We start from the raw sequence: 17823 nt of genomic DNA, 5'->3' as shown, positions 1-17823 counted from the left end.
CGGGTTCGAAGGCGGCGGCGGAAGCAGGCGGATTTCTCCGCTCCGAAAATCCGACGCACCGTCAATTCGTCGACGGTGCAAGGTGATGAAGTCGATGATCCGCCATTGCGACCTGTTCGGTGGCTGCGGGACAGTCGAGGGGACGGGGTGACCGCAGGGATCCCGGATCTGACGAATTCCGAATGGGAGCAGCGACCGTGACCAACGTCGCCATCATCTACTACTCGTCCACCGGCCACGTGTACAAGCTGGCGGAGGAGGCCGCCGCGGCGGCCGAGAAGGCGGGCGCCGAGGTCCGGCTGCGCAAGGTCGCCGAGCTGGCCCCCGCCTCCGTGGTCGCCGCGAAGCAGGAGTGGGCCGAGCACGTCGAGGCCACCAAGGACGTGGTCGAGGTCGCCCTCGACGACCTGGAGTGGGCCGACGTGGTCCTGTTCGGCACCCCGACCCGGTTCGGCCTGCCGGCCGCCCAGCTCAAGCAGTTCATCGACACCACCGGTGGCCTGTGGTTCCAGGGCAAGCTGGTGAACAAGGTGGTCTCGTCGTTCACCTCCACCTCCACCCTGCACGGTGGCCAGGAGAGCACCCTGCTGGCGCTGAACAACACCTTCTACCACTGGGGCGCGATCATCGTGGCCCCCGGTTACTCGGACGGCATCCAGTTCGCGCCGAGCAACGGGAACCCGTACGGCACCAGCCACGTCTCCAACAACCTGGTCGGTCCCCCGAACGACGAGAACCTGGACGCGATCGCGTACCAGACCCGGCGCGCGGTGCAGATCGCCACGGCGCTGAAGGTGGGCCTGGCCGCGATCTGAGCCGGCCGCGACGATCTTCCGTGAACGGACGCAGGGGATTCCGGATTCTTCCGGAATCCCCTGTTTCGTTCGGCCGGCAGGCCAGCTGACGAAGTAGCCGAACCATTGTTGCCGCTGGTGCCGGATTCCTCCAGAGTTCTGTGCAGAGAGCACGGCTCGGTAATTCCGGTGGGAGGAACGACAGATGTCAGCGGTGACCATCGCCTGGACCGTACCGGTCAATTCCGGGACGACCCCGGAGCACCAACAGCTCGATGCCCGCGGGCTCTGGCGGCAGCTGCTGGCGAAGGCGGAGAACCCCGTCCCGTACCTCCCCGCGATCACCGAGTGCACGGTGCTCGACCGGTTCTCCGGCGGTTTCACCCGCAGCATCGTGCGGGACGGCCGGACGGTGTTCCAGCGGGTCGAGGTCGAGCCGGGGGAGTCGGTGCTCTACCGGCAGCCGGGGGACCCGGAGATCAAGTCGATCGGCAACCGGATCGACCGGACCGAGGACGGCGACCTGGCGCTGACCATCTCGGTCGAGCTGGCCCCGGCCGGGATCGAGCGGGCGGTCCGGGAGAGCAGGTTCCTGGAGGCCGCGGACGCCTACTTCACCGATGCGCTGCGGGCCGCGATCGACGAGATCCGGACCGCCCGCCCGGCCCTCGCCGGGCCGTCCGCCGGGCTGACCGACGCGGCCTGAACCCGCCCCGCCCATCCCCCACAGGAGGAACCTGATGACCGCACGATTCGACGGCAAGGTCGCCCTGGTCACCGGCGGCGGCTCCGGTATCGGCCGGGCCACCGCGCTGGCCTTCGCCCGTGAGGGAGCCACCGTGATGGTGGCCGGCCGGGAGCCGCACGAGCTGCGGGAGACCGTGGCGCTGATCGAGAAGGAGGGCGGCACCGCCGACTGCGCCCGGGCCGACGTCACGCACGGCATGGACGTCATCAAGCTGGTGCGCTCCACGGTCGAGCGGCACGGCGGTCTGCACATCGCCTTCAACAACGCGGGTGTGATGGGACAGGCCAGCCCGCTGGCCGAGGTCTGCGAGGCGGTCTGGGGCGACATCCTGGCCACCAACCTGACCGGGGCCTGGCTGCTGATGAAGCACGAGATCGCGCACATGAAGGCGAACGGCGGCGGCGTCATCATCAACACCGCGGCCAACATCAGCATCCACGGCCGGGTGCCCGGCTTCGGCGCCTTCGCCGCCTCCAAGGCCGCGCTCTCCACCCTGACCAGGACCGCCGCCCGGGAGTACATCAAGGACGGCATCCGGATCAACGCGATCAGCCCCGGCACGGTCGACACCGACCCGGACCGGCGCTCCGACGAGAGCGAGCAGCAGCGCTCCGAGCGGGTCCGGGCCGGCCTGCCGGTCGGCCGGGTGGCCAGGACCGAGGAGATAGCCGACACGGTGCTCTGGCTGGCCAGCCAGGAGGCCCGCTTCGTGGTCGGCCACGACCTGGTGCTGGACGGCGGTGCCACCGCCTGATGGGCGGGATCCTGCGCGAGCTCTCCGAGGAGGGCGTGTCGCTCTGGTTGGACGGCCTCGGCCGGGACCGGCTGGCGGACGGCGGTCTGACCGGGCTGGTCCGCGACCGGTACGTGGTCGGGGTCACGGGTGCGCTGGGCGACGGCGACGCGTACCGCGAGCAGCTGGCCGCGCTGGCCGCCTGCGGTGCCACCGCCGCGACGGCGCTGCGCGAGCTGACGATCAGTGACCTGCGCTGGGCCTGCCAGGAGCTGGAGCCGGTGTACCTGCGGACGGCGGGTCTGGACGGGCTGGTCTCGGCCAGGATCGACCCCGCGTTCGCCGAGGGCACCTGCCTCACGCTGGCCGAGGCCCGCTCGCTGCACCTGGCGGTGGACCGGCCGAACCTGCTGCTGGAGATCCCGGCCACGCCCGAGGCGCTGCCCGCGATCACCCGCTGTCTGGGCGAGGGGATCGGCGTGCACGTCTCGCTGGTGCTCACCGAGGAGCGCTACCGCCAGGTGCTGGAGGCGTTCCTGGCCGGTCTCGAACTGGCCGTCGCGAACGGCGTGGACGTCTCCCGGATCAACTCGGTGGCCGGGCTGCCGGTCGGCCTGCTGGACACCGTGCTGGACCGGGAGTTGGACCTGATCGGCACCCAGGAGGCCCGGGCGTTCCGGGGCCAGGGCGGGATCGCGCTGGCCCGGCTGGCGTACCGGCGGTACGAGCGCGCGCTCGGCTCGGCCCGCTGGGGCGGCCTGGCCGCGCTCGGGGCCAGACCGCAGCGGCTGCTCTGGGACGCCACCGAGGTGATGGACCGTCGGTACCGGGACACCCGCTACGCCGAGGAGCTGGTGGCGCCGAACTCGGTCACCCTGCTCTCCGAACGGACCCTGACCGCCCTCGCCGACCACGGCCGGCCCGCCTCGGCGGCCCGGTTCGCCGGCGGGTACGCGGACGCCGAGCAGGTGCTCGGCTATCTGGACCGGTTCGGCGTCGACCTGCCGAAGCTGCTGGCCGGCGCCGAGCGCGAGGCGCTGGCCGGGCTGCGGCTGGCCAGGGCGGCGCTGCTGGAGCGGGTGCTGGCCCGGCTGGCCGAGTTCGGCACCGCGGCCTGACACACCGTCCGATCCACCCGATCCGCCCCGAACCGACCCGCCCCGAACCGTGTGAGGAGAGCTCCGATGGCGAAGATCCTGCTGGCCGGTGGCGGCATCGGCGGCCTGGCGACGGCGCTCGGCGTCGCCCGGCAGGGCCACCGGGTGGTGGTGCTGGAGAGCCGTGACACCTTCACCGAGCTCGGCGCGGGCATCCAGCTCGCCCCGAACGCCTTCCACGCCCTGGACCGGCTCGGTGTCGGCGCCGAGGTCCGCGAGCGTGCCGTGCACATCGACGAGCTGTGCTTCATGGACGGCACCACCGGCGAGGCGGTGGCGCGGATGCCGCTCACCGAGGGCTACCGGGAGCGGTTCGGCAACCCGTACGCGGTGGTGCACCGGACCGACGTGTACGCCCCGCTGCTGGCGGCGGCCCGGGCCACGCCGGGCATCGACCTCCGCACCGGCGCCGCGGTGACGGGCTACCGGCAGCACCGGGACGGCGTCACCGTCCGGCTGGCCGACGGCGGGCGGGTGCACGGCGACGCGCTGATCGGCGCCGACGGCATCAACTCCGCCGTCCGCAGGCAGCTGGTCGGCGACGGCGCCCCGAAGGTCTCCGGCCACACCATCTACCGCTCCGTCATCCCGATCGAGCGGGTGCCGGTCGAGCTGCGCTGGAACACCGTCACGCTGTGGGCGGGGCCGAAGTGGCACTTCGTGCACTACCCCATCGCCGGTGGCCGGTTCCTGAACCTGGCGGCGACCCGGGACGACGGCGCGCGGCAGGCGGTGACCGCCGTGCCGGTCGGACGGGACCTGGTGCTGAACGGGTTCCCCGGGCTCGGCGAGGTGCCCCGGCGGCTGCTGGAGCTGGGCGAGGAGTGGCGCTCCTGGGTGCTCTGCGACCGCGACCCGGTGGACCGGTGGACCGACGGCCGGGTGGTGCTGGTCGGCGACGCCGCGCACCCGATGCTGCAGTACGCGGCCCAGGGCGCCTGCCAGGCGCTGGAGGACGCGGTGGTGCTGGGCGAGCTGATCGGCACCGAGGCCGGGGAGTTCGAGCAGCGCTTCGAGAAGTTCGTGGGTGAGCGGCGTGAGCGCACCGCCGCCGCCCAGATGGTCGCCCGGGAGCTGGGCCGTCGGCTGTACCACCCGGAGGGCCGTCGGGCCGGGGAGCGCAACGCGATGCTGGCCGCGCTCCGGCCCGACGAGCTGTACCGGAAGGTCGAGTGGCTGCACGGCGCCCGGGTCGGCGAAGGCCGGGTCACCGAGCCGCCGCTGATCGGCCGTCGGACGGGCACCGTCCGCTGAGCCGGCGGGCCGGACCCCACGCCCCCTGGGGTCCGGCCCGCATTTTCTCGGAATGACAGAATTCCTGTCATTCAAATCACTGTCCTATGCATTTGCCCGATGGCCGAACACTCCGGCCGGAATGGCCGGTTCGCGCCCCGGAGGGCGTGCGCGACAGGTGAGTGCGCCGGGGTGGCGCGCGACGGGTGGGTGATCCTTTCGGCGCGCCGGTCCGAAGGCCGCACCGCGCTGCCGCCGTTCAGAGGTAACCGCAGGTGGGCGCCGGTGTGTCTGCCCACGAACCGGATGTTCCCGCACTATGCGGATCCGGGGTCACGTCACGCTAATGGGCGAAAAGGTCGGCCGGTACTGGCGCTTTGTCGATTTGTTGCGGAAATGTGGTCCCCGGCGTCGCAGCCCCGCAGTTGTTCGTCTGGCCGCGAACTTCGGCAAGCAGGACCGCAGTACCAGTGCAGTACAAGCAGTGAGCGCAGTACCGGAAGTACCGCAGCAGCTATCTGGAGGCTTTACATGGCTCGCACTCGCACCACCCGACTGGTCGGCCTGCTGGCCGCCGCCCCGCTCGCAGCCGCCCTGCTGCTCGTGGGCGCCGGCGCCGCCTCGGCGGACAACGGAGCCCTGGCGGGAGACGGTTCCAACAGCAGCGTGGTGTCCAACGTCGGCAGCGGGAACATCTTCGGCACCGTCACCGGCAACTACAACCAGACCCAGCAGGTGGCCACCGGCTCCGGCGCGTCGAACCAGAACAACAACCTGCAGGTCAAGGACAACGCCGGGTTCATCTTCAGCGACCAGGGCAACCGCGACTTCAACTTCGTCTTCGCGCCGGTCTTCCACTGAGCGGTCCCGAGCCGTCCGGCGGGGGCGCCGGGCAGCGGGAGCGGCCCCGGGTGAGCTGAGCACCCGGCCGCACGACCGACCGAAGCCGTACGGGGTGGAGAGGGTCACTCACTCCCGGTTCAGTGCGTACGACCTCTGTGGGCGGTGCCGTTCGACGGCACCGCCCACGGGCATCTCCGGGCCGCCGCTCCGGCCCTCGCTCCGGGCCGGCCGGTCAGCGCCGGCCGCTCAGGGTGGCGCCCAGGCTGGCCAGCACCACACAGGCGATACCGGCCAGTTGGGCCGCTCCGAGCAGCTGGTGCAGCACCAGCAGACCGATCAGCGCGCTCACCGCGGGCTCCAGACTGACCAGCACGCTGAACACCCGCTGCGGCAGCCGGCGCAGCGCGGTCATCTCCAGCGCGTACGGGATCACCGGCAGCAGCAGTGCCACCCCGGCCACCGCGAGCAGCAGCCGCACCGGTGACCCACTGGTGGTCAGCCCGTCCCAGGCCTCGACCGCGCCGAACGGCGCCAGCAGCACCGCGCTGACGGACAGTGAGACCGCGAGCCCCTGGAAGCCCTGGAAGGTGGCGCCGACCCGGTCGGTCAGCAGGATGTACCCCGCGTAGCAGGCGGCCGCACCGAAGGCGCAGGCCAGCCCGACCGGGTCCAGGCCGCCGCCGCCCTGGTGGCCGCCCTCGCCCAGCAGGGTGAGCAGCACGACCCCGCCGCCCGCCAGCAGGGCCCAGAGCAGATGGGTCACCCGGTGGGAGAGCGCCAGCGCCACGCCCAGCGGGCCGAGGAACTCGATGGTCGCGGCCGTGCCCATCGGCAGCCGGTCCACCGCCCCGGCGAACAGCAGGGTCATCCCGGCCGAGGCCGCCCCGAGCAGGGCGGTCGAGCCGAGCTCCCGCGCGCTCCGGCCGCGCAGTCTCGGCCGGGTCAGCACCAGCAGCAGCGCCGCCGCGCAGGCCAGCCGGAGGAAGGTCGCCCCGCCGACCCCGAGCTGTCCGAACAGCGGCTTGGACAGCGCGATGCCGAGCTGCACGGCGAACATCGCCACCACGCAGAGCACCGGTGCCGGGATCCGGGCGGAGCCTCGGGGAGCGGTGGGCAGCGCGGTGCCGGTGGTGCCGGTGGTGCCGGTGGTGCCGGTGGTGCCGGTGCGCTGCGTGGTGGCGCGGTCGGCCGGGCCGGCGGACAGGTCGGGGCGGGACATACCGGTCAGTCTCGCGTAAGGACCGTAGGCCCGGCAAGCACATGTCCTGGCAGGTGCGGACGGGTGAATTCACCGGCCGGATCTCGCATTTGTCTGACGAACAGTCAGTATCGAGGGGTGATGCGCTTTCTGGGCCCCGCTGCCCTCACCGCGGCCTCCCTCGTCCTGCTGCTCGCCACGGACGGGCTGCCCGACGGCAGCACCGCCTCGGCCGCGGAGCCGGTGGCGGTCGCCGCGCCCGGTCCGGCCGGGCCGCCCCCGGCCGCTGCTGCCGCGCCGGCCCCCGTCGTGCTCCGGGCCACCGTGCTCGCCGACCGCTCCAGGACCAAGGCACTCGCGGCCCGGCAGGTGTTCAGCGGGCCGGGCTTCGACGCCTGCACCGCCCCGTCGCCGGAGACCATGGCGGCCTGGAAGCAGAACTCCCCCTACGGTGCGGTCGGCATCTACGTCAGCGGGGGCCAGCGCGGCTGCTCGCAGCCCCGGCTGACCGCCGACTGGGTCCGCCGGGTCCGGGCGATGGGCTGGCAGCTGATGCCCACCCACGTCGGCCTGCAGGCCCCGTGCAGCACGCTCGGCAACAAGCCGAAGCGGATCGACCCGGCCGGTGCCGTCCGGCAGGGCCAGACCGAGGCGGCCGAGGCGGCGGCCGCCCTGCGCGCGCTCGGCCTCGGCCCGGGCAGTCCGGTCTACCTGGACATCGAGTCCTATCCCCGGGGCGACCGGGCCTGCGCCCAGAGCGTGGTCGACTTCACCGTCGGCTGGACGCAGAAGCTGCACCAGGAGGGCTTCCGCTCGGGCTTCTACTCCAGCGCGGACTCCGGCATCGCCGACCTGGCCGCCGCCGCCCGCGCGGGCAGCTCCCCGCTCCCCGACGCGATCTGGTACGCCCGCTGGGACGGCCGCGCGGACACCGCGGGGGTCAGCGGCCTGGACGCCGGACAGTGGTCCGACCGTCAGCGCATCCACCAGTACCAGGGCAACGTCCAGGAGACCTGGGGCGGCGCCACCCTCGGCATCGACCGCAACCAGTTGGACGGACCGGTCGCGACCTGAGCTCGGGCGATCCGTCCCGGAGAGGTGACTTTCGCCGCTGACAGTCCGGTGCCTTGACGTCAGAATCGGGTCCGAGCAGCATCTCACCACCCGCCAGTAGTCGTGGCGTGCTGCCCCGCCCGCCCGGTCAAGGAGGACCCGCGTGTTCAGCACGATGCAGGACGTACCGCTCACCGTCGCCCGGATTCTGACGCATGGCTCGACCCTGCACGGCAACTCCACCGTCACCACCTGGGACGGCACCGGCCCGGTGTCCCGCAGCTACGCCGAGGTCGGGGCGCGGGCCGGGCGGTTGGCGCACGCGCTGCGGGACGAGCTCGGCGTGGTGGAGGGCACCACGGTGGCGACGTTGATGTGGAACAACGCCGAGCACCTGGAGGCGTACCTCGCCGTCCCGTCGATGGGCGCGGTGCTGCACACCCTCAACCTGCGGCTGCCCGGGCACCAGTTGGCCTTCATCGTCAACCACGCCGCCGACCGGGTGATCCTGGTCGACGGCAGCGTGCTGCCGCTGCTCGCCGCGGTGCTGCCGCAGCTCAACCCGACGCTCGGGCACATCGTGGTGAACGGCCCGGGCGACCGCTCGCTGCTGGACGGCTTCGCCGGCCGGGTGCACGAGTACGAGGCGCTGATCGCGGACCGGCCCACCGACTACCCGTGGCTGACCGACATCGACGAGCGCCGAGCCGCCGCGCTCTGCTACACCTCGGGCACCACCGGCGACCCCAAGGGCGTTGCGTACAGCCACCGTTCGGTCTACCTGCACTGCATGCAGGTGAACTCCGCCGACAGCTTCGCCCTGACGGCCCGTGACCTGGCGCTGCCGGTGGTCCCGATGTTCCACGTGAACGCCTGGGGCCTGCCGTACGCCGCCTTCATGTCCGGCGCCGGGCTGCTGATGCCGGACCGCTTCCTGCAGCCCAAGCCGCTGGCCGAGATGATCGACCGGATGCGGCCCACCGTGGGCGCCGCCGTGCCGACCATCTGGAACGGCCTGCTGGACGAGCTGGACGCGGGCTCCTACGACACCTCCTCGATCCGGATGGTGGTGATCGGCGGGTCGGCCTGTCCGCCCGCCCTGATGCGCGGTTTCGAGGAGCGGCACGGCATCCGGGTGGTGCACGCCTGGGGCATGACGGAGACCTCGCCGCTCGGCTCCTTCGCCCAGCCGCCGGCCGGCCTGACGCCGGAACAGGAGTGGCCCTACCGGGTCAGCCAGGGCCTGTTCCCCGCCTCGGTGGAGGCCAGGCTGATCGGGCCCGGCGGCGAGCGGATGCCGCACGACGGCGTCTCGGCGGGGGAGTTGGAGGTCCGCGGGCCGTGGATCGCCGGTGCGTACTTCGCCGGCGCGGGCCAGGAGCCCGAGCGCCCCGAGGACAAGTTCAGCCCGGACGGCTGGCTGCGCACCGGTGACGTCGGCACCATCACCCCCGACGGCTACCTGACGCTGACCGACCGGGCCAAGGACGTGATCAAGTCCGGCGGCGAGTGGATCTCCTCGGTCGAGCTGGAGAACCACCTGATGGCCCATCCGGAGGTGGCCGAGGCGGCGGTGGTGGCGGTGCCGGACGAGAAGTGGGGCGAGCGTCCGCTGGCCACCGTGGTGCTGCGGCCCGGCGCCACCGCCGGCCTCGCCGAGCTGCGGGCCTTCCTGGCCGGCCGGGTCGCGTCCTGGCAGCTGCCCGAGCGCTGGTCGATCGTCGAGTCGGTCCCGAAGACCTCGGTCGGCAAGTTCGACAAGAAGGTCATCCGCGCCCAGTACGCGGCCGACGACCTGGACGTGACGCTCCTCGGCAAGTGACCGGCCGGCCGGTGCTCACCACCGACCGGCGGCCAGTGCGCCGGCCAGGTCGAGATCGTCCGTGCGCACCTGCGGGGCGGTCCCGGCCGTCGACCTGAGCGCGACCGCCGCGCCGTACCCGGCCGGCACCGGCACCCCGGCCAGGCCCCAGCCCGCCGGCCCCGCGGGCGTGGGGCCGGCCCAGGAGCCGGACTCAGGACCGAAGCCCACGTGGTGTCCGGCCAGGCCGTCGGCCAGGCCGATGCCGGTGCCCTTGAGGTGGGCCTCCTTGCGGACCCAGCAGGCCAGCAGCGCGTCCGCCCACCGCGGTTCCGGCAGCCGGGCCAGTGCGGCCCGCTCGGCCGGGTGCAGCTGCGCCGCGATGTCCGGGCCGTCGGACCCGGTGAAGACGGCGCGTCGCTCGACGTCCACCCCGACCGGCCGGTCGGCCAGCGCGATCAGCGCCAGCCCGTCGGTGTGGCTGAGCGAGAACTCCGGCGCCCGCTCGGCGACGGCCACCGGACGGCCGTGCGGCCCGCCGCAGCCCGGGCAGTCGGCCCGGCCGTACTCCACCCGGTGGGCGGGCCGGCCCAGGGCCTGCGCCAGCACCACCCGGAGCGCCACGTGGGCGACCAGGTAGAGCTCCCGGTCGGCGGCCCGGACGAAGGTCGCGGCCCGCCGGGTCTCCTCCCGGTCCAGCACCCACCGGGCCTCGGTGGCCGCCGCAGCGCTGAGTGCGGTGACCTCGACCCGCCAGACCCTGGCCCGGCCCGCGCCCCCGCTCATCGGGCCAACACGGGCCGTACCGAGCGCAGTCGGTGCACCAGTCGGGTCAGTTCGGCCGGATCGGGGCAGTCCAGCAGGGCCCAGCCGAGCCGGTCGGCGGAGGACCGGGGCGGCCCGACCGGTGTGCCCGGCCTGGCGTCCACACCGCTGCGGACCACGCCGGGCCAGGCCGCCCACTCGGTCTCGCCGGCCGACTCCAGCACGCCGGGCCGGTCGGCGACCAGGAAGCAGCTGCCCGAGTACCTCGGCTCCAGCTCCGGGGCCGGCCGGAAGGCGCTGCCCACCGCGAGGTTGAGCACCTCACCGAACAGGTCCACGCCGTAGGCGATCGACATCGCGTCCATGCAGTGGTCGCCCGGCGCCCGGACCGCCACCTCCATGATCACCAGATCGTCGCCCCGGGTGCGGAACTCCACGAACATGATCCCGGTGCGCATCCGGATCGCGTCCGCGACGGCCTGGCCCAGCGCGTCGGCGGCCCGGCCGAGGCCAGGGTCGACCCGCTCGTGCCCGGAGAAGTGCGCGAGCTCCACGAAGTCCGGTGCGCCGGTGGTGAGTTTGCGGGTCAGGCTGCCGAAGCAGACCCGGCCGTCGGCCACCAGGCCCTCCCAGGAGTACTCCTGACCCTCGACGTACTCCTCCACCAGCAGCTGCCCCTCCGCCTCCCGGCGGCGCACCGCGTCGGACCACTCGGCGGGGCTGCCGATCCGCTCCACGCCGTCGCTGCCGGCCCGGTTCAGCGGCTTGACCACCACGGGCAGCCGAGCCGACGCCCAGCCGGTCGCGGCGGACAACCGGGGCACCTTGAGGTGCTCCGGCTGCGCCAGCCCGGCGGCGGCGAACCGGAAGCGCTGCTGGGCCTTGTCCCGGGAGACCGCCGCCGCGTCGAGCCCCGGGCCCGGCAGACGGTGCTGCTCCTGGGCCATCGCCCCGGCGAGCACGTGGATCTCCGAGGAGGCGAGCACACCGTCCGGCCGCAGCCGCCGGACCAGCGCGTCGGTGGGCCGGATCCAGCCGTCGTCGCGCCCGGCGAGGGCCGGGTCGACCTCGGCCGTGTCCACCACGCAGTCGTACCACCCGCGCAGCGCGGCGGCCCGGTCGGCGGTCTCCACCAGACCGACCCGCAGCCCGAGCCGCTCGGCTGCCCTGAGGTACCCCTCGGCCATCGGCGCCGCGCCGATCAGCACCACGGTCGCGCTCATCGCTGTCCCCGCTCGGCGAGTTCGAGGGCGAGGGCCCGGCGGTCGGTCTTGCCGTTGGGGTTGAGCGGGAAGGTGTCCAGCCGGGTGAAGCCGCGCGGCACCATGTAGCCGGGCAGCCGCCCGCCGAGCGCGCCGCGCAGGGCGACCGGGTCCTGGCCGGGCCCTGTGTAGCACGCCTCCAGCGCCACCTCGCCGGAGGCGTCGGGCAGGGCGAGCACCACGGCCTCCCCGACGCCGGGCAGCGCGCGCAGCGCGGCCTCGACCTCGCCGAGCTCGATCCGGTGGCCCCGGACCTTCACCTGCTGGTCGAGCCGGCCGAGGTGGACCAGGGCGTCGCCGACCCGGGACACCCGGTCCCCGGTGCGGTAGTAGAGCTCGGGACCTGGCGGACCGTCACCCTCGTGCAGCACGGCCCGGCCGTCGGCGAAGGACAGGAACCGTCCGCTGTTGTCGGCCGGCCGGAGGTAGCCGGGAAAGCGCTGCGAACCGCGCACGCACAGCTCGCCCTCGTCGGCCGGTCTGCCGTCCTCGTCCACCACCAGGAAGTCCAGGTGCGGGTAGGGCGTCCCGATCGGGACCGTCCCGTTCGCCGAACTCGGCCAGTCCTCGGGCCGGGTGGGCAGCCGGTACTGGGTGCAGGCGACCGTCACCTCGGTCGGGCCGTACAGGTTCTCCAGCACGCTCTGCGGCGCGGCCGCCCGCCAGATCCGGATCTGTTCCAGCGTCAGCTGCTCGCCGCCGAACAGGCTCCAGCGCAGGCTGGGCATACCGGCCGGGGTCAGGTCCCGCAGCCGTTCGGCGTAGGTGATGACCGAGGGCACCGAGAACCAGTGGGTGATCTGGCGGCGCTCGATGAAGCGGGCCGGGCGGACCAGCTCGTTCCGGGTGGGGACCACCAGGGTCGCGCCGGAGCCCCAGGCCGAGAACATGTCCCAGACCGTCGGGTCGAAGGTCAGGTCGAAGGTCTGCGACAGCCGGCACCCCGGGCCGAGCTCGTAGCGCGCGATCGCGTAGTCGAGCAGCGCCGCGACGTTGCCGTGCTGGATCGGCACGCCCTTGGGCGTGCCGGTGGAGCCCGAGGTGAAGACGATGTACGCGATGTCGTCCGGCCCGGGCAGGTGGACGGGCACGCTCGCGGCCGCGTCGGCGGCCAGCGGCGCGTCGGCGCGCACCACCGGCACCGGCAGGTCGGCGGTGGGGGCGTCGGCGAGCACCACGTCCAGCTCGGCCAGGGCCACGGTGGTGGCCAGCCGCTCGGGGGAGAAGCCCGGGTTGAGCGGGACGGCGGCGCTGCCGAGCCGGTTGGCCGCCAGGTAACCGGCGTACGCGGCGACGCTGCGGTTGGCCAGCACCCCGACCCGGCGGGGGCGTCGGCCGTCCAGCGCGGCCAGCAGCCGGGCCGCCGTCCGGGCGGCCTCCTCGGCGAGTTCGGTGTAGCTGAGGCGTTCCTCGCCGAGCTCGAGGGCGGCCAGCCCGGGGTGGCGGGCGGCGGTGTCGGCGAAGCGTTCGTAGAGGGTGGGCCGGTCGGCCATCTCAGACCTCCTCGACGTAGGCGTTGTAGTAGACCGGCGTGCCGAGGAAGGAGGAGGTGAAGACCCCGCCCACCTTGGACCCGCTGAGGGCCACGTGCAGGTACGAGAAGAGGGCCACCATCGGCACGTGGTCGCGCAGCAGGTGCTCGTCCAGCGCGGCCCACTCGGCCGCCGCCTCGGCGGCGGGCAGCCGGCCGATCCGCTCGATCTCGGCGTTGACCCCGGGGTCGTCCAGGTAGACGAAGTTGTCGTTGCCGGTGGGGCCGATGGTGCGGCCGTCGAACATGCCGAGCAGGGTGGACGCGCCGGGCCAGTCGGCGGCCATGCACATCAGGTAGAGGTCGTACGGGTGGCCCTGGGTCTTGAGCGTGGCGTTGTGCGAGGGGCGGTCGATCTCGACCAGCTCGGTGCGGAAACCGGCCCGGTCCAGGCTCTCGGCCAGCGCCCGGCCACCGGCCATGAAGTAGTCGCCGCTGCGGCAGAGGATGCGCAGCTCGGGGCTCCGCCCGGCGAGCAGCTCGGCGGCGGCCCGGGGGTCACCGTGCTCGCCGGCGGGGTACGGGTCGGGGTAGTCGCGGTGGCCGATGGTGGCGGCGGGCAGCAGGGTGTGGACCAGCCGCCCCTGGGCCTCGCCCAGCATGTTCTGCCGGATGCCGCTGCGGTCCACCGCGTGGGCGATGGCCCGGCGGACGTCGAGGTCGGTGACCCGGGCGGTGTTGACCGCCAGGTACCAGACCAGCGGGGTGGCGTCCCGGCGCAGCCGGCCGGCCAGGGTGGGGTCGGCGATCAGCTCGGCGGCCACCGACTCGGGCGCGTTGTTCTCCGCCACGGCGTACGCGTCGATGCCCCGGTCGGCCCGGGTGCGCCGGTTCTGCTCGCCGTGCTCGATGCCCATCTCGATCTCCACCCGGTCCGGGTGGTCGTGCCGGACGGGGTCGGTGGCGGCGTCCCAGTACGGGTTGCGGACCAGGGTGAGCCGCTTGCCGGGGATGTGCTCCGCGATCCGGTACGGGCCGCTGGCGACCGGTGCGTGGCCGTAGTCGGCCCCGGTGTCGGCGTCGGCGGGGACCGGAGCGGTGGTCGGCTGGGAGACGGCGAACGGCAGGTCGGGGTGTGGGTCGCGGAAGCGCAGCACCAGACCGTGACTGCTCGTCAGCTCCAGGCCGGGGACGTCCGGGCCGTCCTGGTACGGGCCGCGGTACCCGCCGTTCTCGCCGAGCCAGTTCCGCAGGTGGGTGGGGCCGTCGGAGATCTCCGGCGCGAAGGAGCGGGCGATGCCGTGGGCGACGTCCGCGGCGGTGACCTCGCGGCCGTCCTCGAACCTGACGCCCCGTCGGAGGGTGAACTCCCAGCGGCGGCCGTCACCGTCGAGGTCCCGGCCGGGCGTCTCGGCGAGGTCGCCGACCAGCACCCGGCCACCGGCGCCGTCCTCGCGGAACATCGTCAGGGTGCGGAACAGCAGGTGGCCGATGGCCAGCGACTGGAGCGTGTAGCTGCGCTGCGGGTCGAGGTGGTCGTACTCGCCGTCGCGCAGGATGTGCAGGGTGCCGCCCCGGCGGGCGCCGGGCCGGGCCGGGGCCGGGCCGCGCGAGGCGGCCGGGTCCAGGGCGATCACGTCGCCCGTGGCGGGGGGAGTCATGCGGGTACCTCCAGGGTGGGACGGGCGGCGGTCAGGAACCCGCCGCCGGCGAAGATCAGCGGCTGCTCGGCCGGGAGCAGGCTGAGGGCGCGTACCTCGCCCACCACGATCGAGTGGTCACCGGCCGGGTGGATGTCCCGGACGGCGCAGTCGAACCAGCCGGCGCCGTCCAGCAGCACCGGGTTCCCGGTGACCGGTCCCGGCATCCAGGCGTCGTCGGCGAAGGCGGCGGTGCCGCCCGGCCGGGAGGGGTCGGCGAATCGGCGGGCGGTGGCCTGCTGACCGGAGCTGAGCACGGTCACCGCGAAGCTGCCGGTGTCGAGCAGGTGCTCGCGGATCCGGGCCCGTTCGCCGATGCAGACCAGCACCAGCCGGGGGTCGAGGGAGACCGTGGCGAAGGAGTTGGCGGTCATGCCGAACGGGCCGTCGGCCGTCCGGGTGGTCACCACGGTGACCCCGGTGGCGAAGCGGCCGGCCACCTGCCGGAAGAGCCGGGTGTCGGTGCCGGTCACTGGACGGACCGCCGCAGTTCGTCCAGCGTCTCCAGGCCGGCGAGCACCGTCCGGTCCGGGATGCCGAAGTCGATCAGGCAGGCGAGCTCGTCCACCCCGGCGGCCTTGGCCCGCTCCACCACCGCGGCCGCCTGCGCCGGTGTGCCGAACAGTCCGCTGGAGCTGTAGTAGGTGTCGAAGGAACGGCGGACCAGGAAGTCGATGTCCGACTCGCGGAGCTTGTCCACGTCGAAGCCCTGCAGGATGCTGGTCGCCGACCGGGCGATCAGCCGGAACGAGCTCTTCAGGTACGCGGTGAAGGGCTCGCGGACGGTCTCCCTGACCTGGTCGGCGTCCTCGCCGAGGTAGGTGTGCAGCATCAGCGCGACGTGGCCGGGCCACCCGTCGTGGTCCGGACGGTCGGCCAGCGCCTTGCGGTAGAGCGCGATCTTCTCGGCCAGCTGGTCGAAGTCCTGGCCCAGCAGGTGGGTCAGGACACCCGCGCCGGCCTGGCCGGCCGCCTGGAAGGTCTGCGGACCGCCGGCGCTGGTCACCCAGATCGGCAGCTCGGCCTGGACCGGCGGCGGGAAGACCTTGACCTCGGCGGGCTTGCCCGCGCCGTCGGTGACGGCGAGCGGTTCGCCGCGCCACAGCGAGCGGACGGTCCGGACCGTCTCCAGCACGGCGTCCTTGCGGTCGGCGTAGCCCTCGGGACGGAGCGCGAAGTCCACCGCGTTCCAGCCGGAGGCCAGCGAGACCCCGGCCCGGCCGTTCGAGAGGTTGTCCACCACGGACCACTCCTCGGCGATCCGCACCGGGTGGTGCAGCGGGGCGACCACGCTGCCGGCCCGGACGCCGATCCGCTCGGTCACGGCGGCGACGGCCGCCGCGGTGACCGCGGGGTTGGGGTAGAGCCCGCCGAACTCGTGGAAGTGCCGCTCGGGCGTCCACACCGCGGCGAAGCCGTGGGTGTCCGCGAACCTGGCACCGTCCAACAGCAGGTCGTACCGGCCGCGCGAGCCGCCGATCGCCCCGTCGGCGAAGTAGAACAGACTGAAATCCATGGGAAGCCTCGGTGGGGTTGCGCGGGCCGTCAGCGGACGCTGAGCGGACGCAGGTCGGTCCAGACGGTCTCGATGTGGGCCAGGCACTCGGTGCGGGTGCCCCGGTGGCCGGTCTCGCGCCAGCCGGCGGGTACGGGGGTGACGACCGGCCAGACCGAGTACTGCTCCTCGGCGTTGACGACGACGGTGTGCACGGGCTGGTACTCCTGCTCGGACATGGGGTGGTGCTGCCTTTCGACGGAGGAAGGGACGGTCATGCGGAGATCGGGTCCGGGAGCTGGTGCTTGATCCGCACCATCGAGGAGGTGACCAGGGGGATCAGCGCGAGGCCGAACCCGAGGGTGGTGATCAGGACGGCGCCGCGCAGGCCGACGGCGGAGCCGAGCACGCCGCCGAGCAGGGCGCCCAGCGGGGCGACACCCATCGCCACGAAGCGGTTGGTGGCGGCGACCCGGCCCTGCAGGCTGTCGGGGGTGATGGACTGACGGATCGTCAGCATCGTCACGTTGTTGGCCACCCCGAAGGAGGCGAACAGGAAGTTGACCACCATCAGGGTGCCGACGGCGAGCGCCCCGCCACCGTGCACCAGGGCGATCGCCGGCATCACCAGGTTGGCCACGCTCGCCGTGATCAGCATGGTGCGGCCGTAGCCGAGCTTCTTCGGCAACCGGCCCGCGAACATCGCGCCGACCAGGAAGCCGGGGCCGAGCGCGGCCATCACCAGGCCGATCTGACCCGCCGACAGGCCCAGGGTGTGCGGCATGAACTGGACGAAGACGACCTCGAAGCCGGTGAACGAGACGTTGAAGATCGAGGCCATGATCGTGGTGGTCCGCAGCGGCTCGTTGCGGAACACCACCGAGAGTCCCTCCCGGACCTGACGCAGCGTCCCGGCCGCACCGGTGGCGCCGGACGGTTCGGCGGCCGGCTCCCGCTGCTTGATCAGCCAGATGTTCAGCACCGAGACCAGGTAGGAGACCGAGGCGGCGAGCACCGCGACCGGTGCGGTCAGCCACTGCACCAGCACACCGGCCAGCGCCGGGCCGCCGATGGTCGCGGCCGACTGGCTGGTCCCGAGCGCCGAGTTGCCGGCGGCGAGGTCCTCGCGCTCGACCAGCCGGGGCAGGTAGGCCTGCGCGGCGACGTCGAACAGCACCGTGCAGCAGCCGGCCAGGAAGCCCAGCAGGTACAGCCAGCTGATCCCCAGCTGGTGCATCCAGTACAGCAGCGGGACGGCGCCGAGCACGAGGGCCCGGCCGAGGTCCGCGGCGGCCATCAGGTTGCGTCGGCACATCCGGTCCACCAGGACACCCGCGAACAGCGAGACCAGCAGGTACGGCAGCCGGATCACCGAGGCGAGCAGGCCGACCTCGGCCGAGCTGGCGGACAGCGCCAGCACCGCCGCCAGCGGCAGGGCGAAGTCGCTGATCTGGGCCGCGAACTGAGAGGCCGTCTGGCCGATCCACAGCTTGGTGAAGTCGGCGTTGCGCCAGACGCTCGGGCGGGCGTCCCGCGCCTGTTCCGGTGGGGTCTCGGTGGTGGTGGGCAT

17 protein-coding genes are annotated in these 17823 nt (G+C 73.3%); 8 read left to right on the top strand and 9 right to left on the bottom strand.

All coding sequences use genetic code 11. The features are described 5' to 3' along the window. The first annotated feature begins 197 nt into the window (after positions 1 to 197). The 6 genes from wrbA (at position 198) to OHV05_RS17105 (ending at position 5526) form a co-directional block, all read left to right on the top strand. Complete coding sequence (gene wrbA / locus OHV05_RS17130; RefSeq protein WP_405018460.1) at positions 198 to 815, top strand: NAD(P)H:quinone oxidoreductase; 618 nt, start codon at positions 198 to 200, stop codon at positions 813 to 815. 184 nt (positions 816 to 999) lie between these two features. Beyond that, positions 1000 to 1500, top strand: coding sequence for an AtaL-like protein (locus OHV05_RS17125; protein WP_403037708.1), 501 nt, complete (start codon positions 1000 to 1002; stop codon positions 1498 to 1500). Between the two features lie 34 nt (positions 1501 to 1534). Further along, positions 1535 to 2296, top strand: a complete 762-nt coding sequence (locus tag OHV05_RS17120) for an SDR family oxidoreductase (RefSeq protein ID WP_403037711.1) — start codon at positions 1535 to 1537, stop codon at positions 2294 to 2296. Then, positions 2296 to 3393 carry a transaldolase family protein gene (locus tag OHV05_RS17115; RefSeq protein ID WP_405018459.1) on the top strand — a complete coding sequence of 366 codons (1098 nt, stop codon included), beginning with the start codon at positions 2296 to 2298 and terminating at the stop codon, positions 3391 to 3393. The genes OHV05_RS17120 and OHV05_RS17115 overlap by 1 nt, the downstream gene beginning before the upstream one ends. A 66-nt stretch (positions 3394 to 3459) precedes the next feature. Further along, positions 3460 to 4686, top strand: a complete 1227-nt coding sequence (locus OHV05_RS17110; RefSeq protein ID WP_405018458.1) for a 3-hydroxybenzoate 6-monooxygenase — start codon at positions 3460 to 3462, stop codon at positions 4684 to 4686. 510 nt (positions 4687 to 5196) lie between these two features. Then, positions 5197 to 5526: a hypothetical protein gene (locus OHV05_RS17105; protein WP_405018457.1), complete on the top strand. Its 330-nt coding sequence runs from the start codon at positions 5197 to 5199 to the stop codon at positions 5524 to 5526. Between the two features lie 214 nt (positions 5527 to 5740). On the opposite strand, the gene OHV05_RS17100 is transcribed toward OHV05_RS17105, so the two are convergent. After that, positions 5741 to 6727, bottom strand: a complete 987-nt coding sequence (locus tag OHV05_RS17100; protein WP_405018456.1) for an EamA family transporter — start codon at positions 6725 to 6727, stop codon at positions 5741 to 5743. Positions 6728 to 6847: 120 nt separating this feature from the next. On the opposite strand from OHV05_RS17100, the gene OHV05_RS17095 reads away from it, so the two are divergent. Both OHV05_RS17095 and OHV05_RS17090 read left to right on the top strand, forming a co-directional pair. After that, on the top strand, positions 6848 to 7780 hold the full coding sequence (locus OHV05_RS17095) for a DUF1906 domain-containing protein (RefSeq protein ID WP_405018455.1): 933 nt from the start codon (positions 6848 to 6850) through the stop codon (positions 7778 to 7780). Positions 7781 to 7922: 142 nt separating this feature from the next. Beyond that, a complete protein-coding gene (locus OHV05_RS17090; protein WP_405018454.1) occupies positions 7923 to 9581 on the top strand; it encodes a long-chain fatty acid--CoA ligase in 1659 nt (552 codons plus the stop codon). Between the two features lie 15 nt (positions 9582 to 9596). On the opposite strand, the gene OHV05_RS17085 is transcribed toward OHV05_RS17090, so the two are convergent. Genes OHV05_RS17085 through OHV05_RS17050 form a run of 8 tightly spaced genes read right to left on the bottom strand, consistent with a single transcriptional unit; the run spans position 9597 to position 17823 of the window. Next, the gene (locus OHV05_RS17085; protein ID WP_405018453.1) at positions 9597 to 10346 is read right to left on the bottom strand and encodes a 4'-phosphopantetheinyl transferase family protein; all 750 of its coding nucleotides are present in this window, start codon (positions 10344 to 10346) and stop codon (positions 9597 to 9599) included. Continuing rightward, positions 10343 to 11548, bottom strand: a complete 1206-nt coding sequence (locus OHV05_RS17080) for an ATP-grasp domain-containing protein (protein WP_405018452.1) — start codon at positions 11546 to 11548, stop codon at positions 10343 to 10345. The genes OHV05_RS17085 and OHV05_RS17080 overlap by 4 nt, the downstream gene beginning before the upstream one ends. Beyond that, complete coding sequence (locus tag OHV05_RS17075; RefSeq protein WP_405018451.1) at positions 11545 to 13080, bottom strand: amino acid adenylation domain-containing protein; 1536 nt, start codon at positions 13078 to 13080, stop codon at positions 11545 to 11547. Before OHV05_RS17075 ends, OHV05_RS17080 begins: the two co-directional genes overlap by 4 nt. Before the next feature lies 1 nt (position 13081). After that, positions 13082 to 14719, bottom strand: a complete 1638-nt coding sequence (locus OHV05_RS17070) for an ABC transporter substrate-binding protein (protein WP_405018450.1) — start codon at positions 14717 to 14719, stop codon at positions 13082 to 13084. Continuing rightward, entirely contained in the window at positions 14716 to 15231 is a 516-nt protein-coding gene (locus OHV05_RS17065; RefSeq protein WP_405018449.1) for a flavin reductase family protein, read from the bottom strand. The genes OHV05_RS17070 and OHV05_RS17065 overlap by 4 nt, the downstream gene beginning before the upstream one ends. Next, positions 15228 to 16274 carry a MupA/Atu3671 family FMN-dependent luciferase-like monooxygenase gene (locus tag OHV05_RS17060; RefSeq protein ID WP_405018448.1) on the bottom strand — a complete coding sequence of 349 codons (1047 nt, stop codon included), beginning with the start codon at positions 16272 to 16274 and terminating at the stop codon, positions 15228 to 15230. Before OHV05_RS17060 ends, OHV05_RS17065 begins: the two co-directional genes overlap by 4 nt. 29 nt (positions 16275 to 16303) lie before the next feature. Continuing rightward, positions 16304 to 16492: an MbtH family NRPS accessory protein gene (locus OHV05_RS17055; RefSeq protein ID WP_057234219.1), complete on the bottom strand. Its 189-nt coding sequence runs from the start codon at positions 16490 to 16492 to the stop codon at positions 16304 to 16306. 35 nt (positions 16493 to 16527) lie between these two features. After that, the gene (locus tag OHV05_RS17050; RefSeq protein ID WP_405018447.1) at positions 16528 to 17823 is read right to left on the bottom strand and encodes an MFS transporter; all 1296 of its coding nucleotides are present in this window, start codon (positions 17821 to 17823) and stop codon (positions 16528 to 16530) included.

It is taken from the genome of Kitasatospora sp. NBC_00070 (assembly GCF_045041205.1).
GTDB lineage: Bacteria > Actinomycetota > Actinomycetes > Streptomycetales > Streptomycetaceae > Kitasatospora.
The sequence above is the reverse complement of the archived record's forward strand: the minus strand, read 5'-3'. Positions and strand labels throughout refer to the sequence as shown.

What these genes read in the sequence shown, in the direction of transcription:
- OHV05_RS17125 (WP_403037708.1), top strand. Translation starts at nt 1,000, where the DNA reads ATGTCAGCGGTGACCATCGCCTGGACCGTACCGGTCAATTCCGGGACG.
- OHV05_RS17120 (WP_403037711.1), top strand. Translation starts at nt 1,535, where the DNA reads ATGACCGCACGATTCGACGGCAAGGTCGCCCTGGTCACCGGCGGCGGC.
- OHV05_RS17115 (WP_405018459.1), top strand. Translation starts at nt 2,296, where the DNA reads ATGGGCGGGATCCTGCGCGAGCTCTCCGAGGAGGGCGTGTCGCTCTGG.
- OHV05_RS17110 (WP_405018458.1), top strand. Translation starts at nt 3,460, where the DNA reads ATGGCGAAGATCCTGCTGGCCGGTGGCGGCATCGGCGGCCTGGCGACG.
- OHV05_RS17105 (WP_405018457.1), top strand. Translation starts at nt 5,197, where the DNA reads ATGGCTCGCACTCGCACCACCCGACTGGTCGGCCTGCTGGCCGCCGCC.
- OHV05_RS17100 (WP_405018456.1), bottom strand. Translation starts at nt 6,727, where the DNA reads ATGTCCCGCCCCGACCTGTCCGCCGGCCCGGCCGACCGCGCCACCACG.
- OHV05_RS17095 (WP_405018455.1), top strand. Translation starts at nt 6,848, where the DNA reads ATGCGCTTTCTGGGCCCCGCTGCCCTCACCGCGGCCTCCCTCGTCCTG.
- OHV05_RS17085 (WP_405018453.1), bottom strand. Translation starts at nt 10,346, where the DNA reads ATGAGCGGGGGCGCGGGCCGGGCCAGGGTCTGGCGGGTCGAGGTCACC.
- OHV05_RS17080 (WP_405018452.1), bottom strand. Translation starts at nt 11,548, where the DNA reads ATGAGCGCGACCGTGGTGCTGATCGGCGCGGCGCCGATGGCCGAGGGG.
- OHV05_RS17075 (WP_405018451.1), bottom strand. Translation starts at nt 13,080, where the DNA reads ATGGCCGACCGGCCCACCCTCTACGAACGCTTCGCCGACACCGCCGCC.
- OHV05_RS17070 (WP_405018450.1), bottom strand. Translation starts at nt 14,719, where the DNA reads ATGACTCCCCCCGCCACGGGCGACGTGATCGCCCTGGACCCGGCCGCC.
- OHV05_RS17060 (WP_405018448.1), bottom strand. Translation starts at nt 16,274, where the DNA reads ATGGATTTCAGTCTGTTCTACTTCGCCGACGGGGCGATCGGCGGCTCG.
- OHV05_RS17055 (WP_057234219.1), bottom strand. Translation starts at nt 16,492, where the DNA reads ATGTCCGAGCAGGAGTACCAGCCCGTGCACACCGTCGTCGTCAACGCC.
- OHV05_RS17050 (WP_405018447.1), bottom strand. Translation starts at nt 17,823, where the DNA reads ATGCCCACCACCACCGAGACCCCACCGGAACAGGCGCGGGACGCCCGC.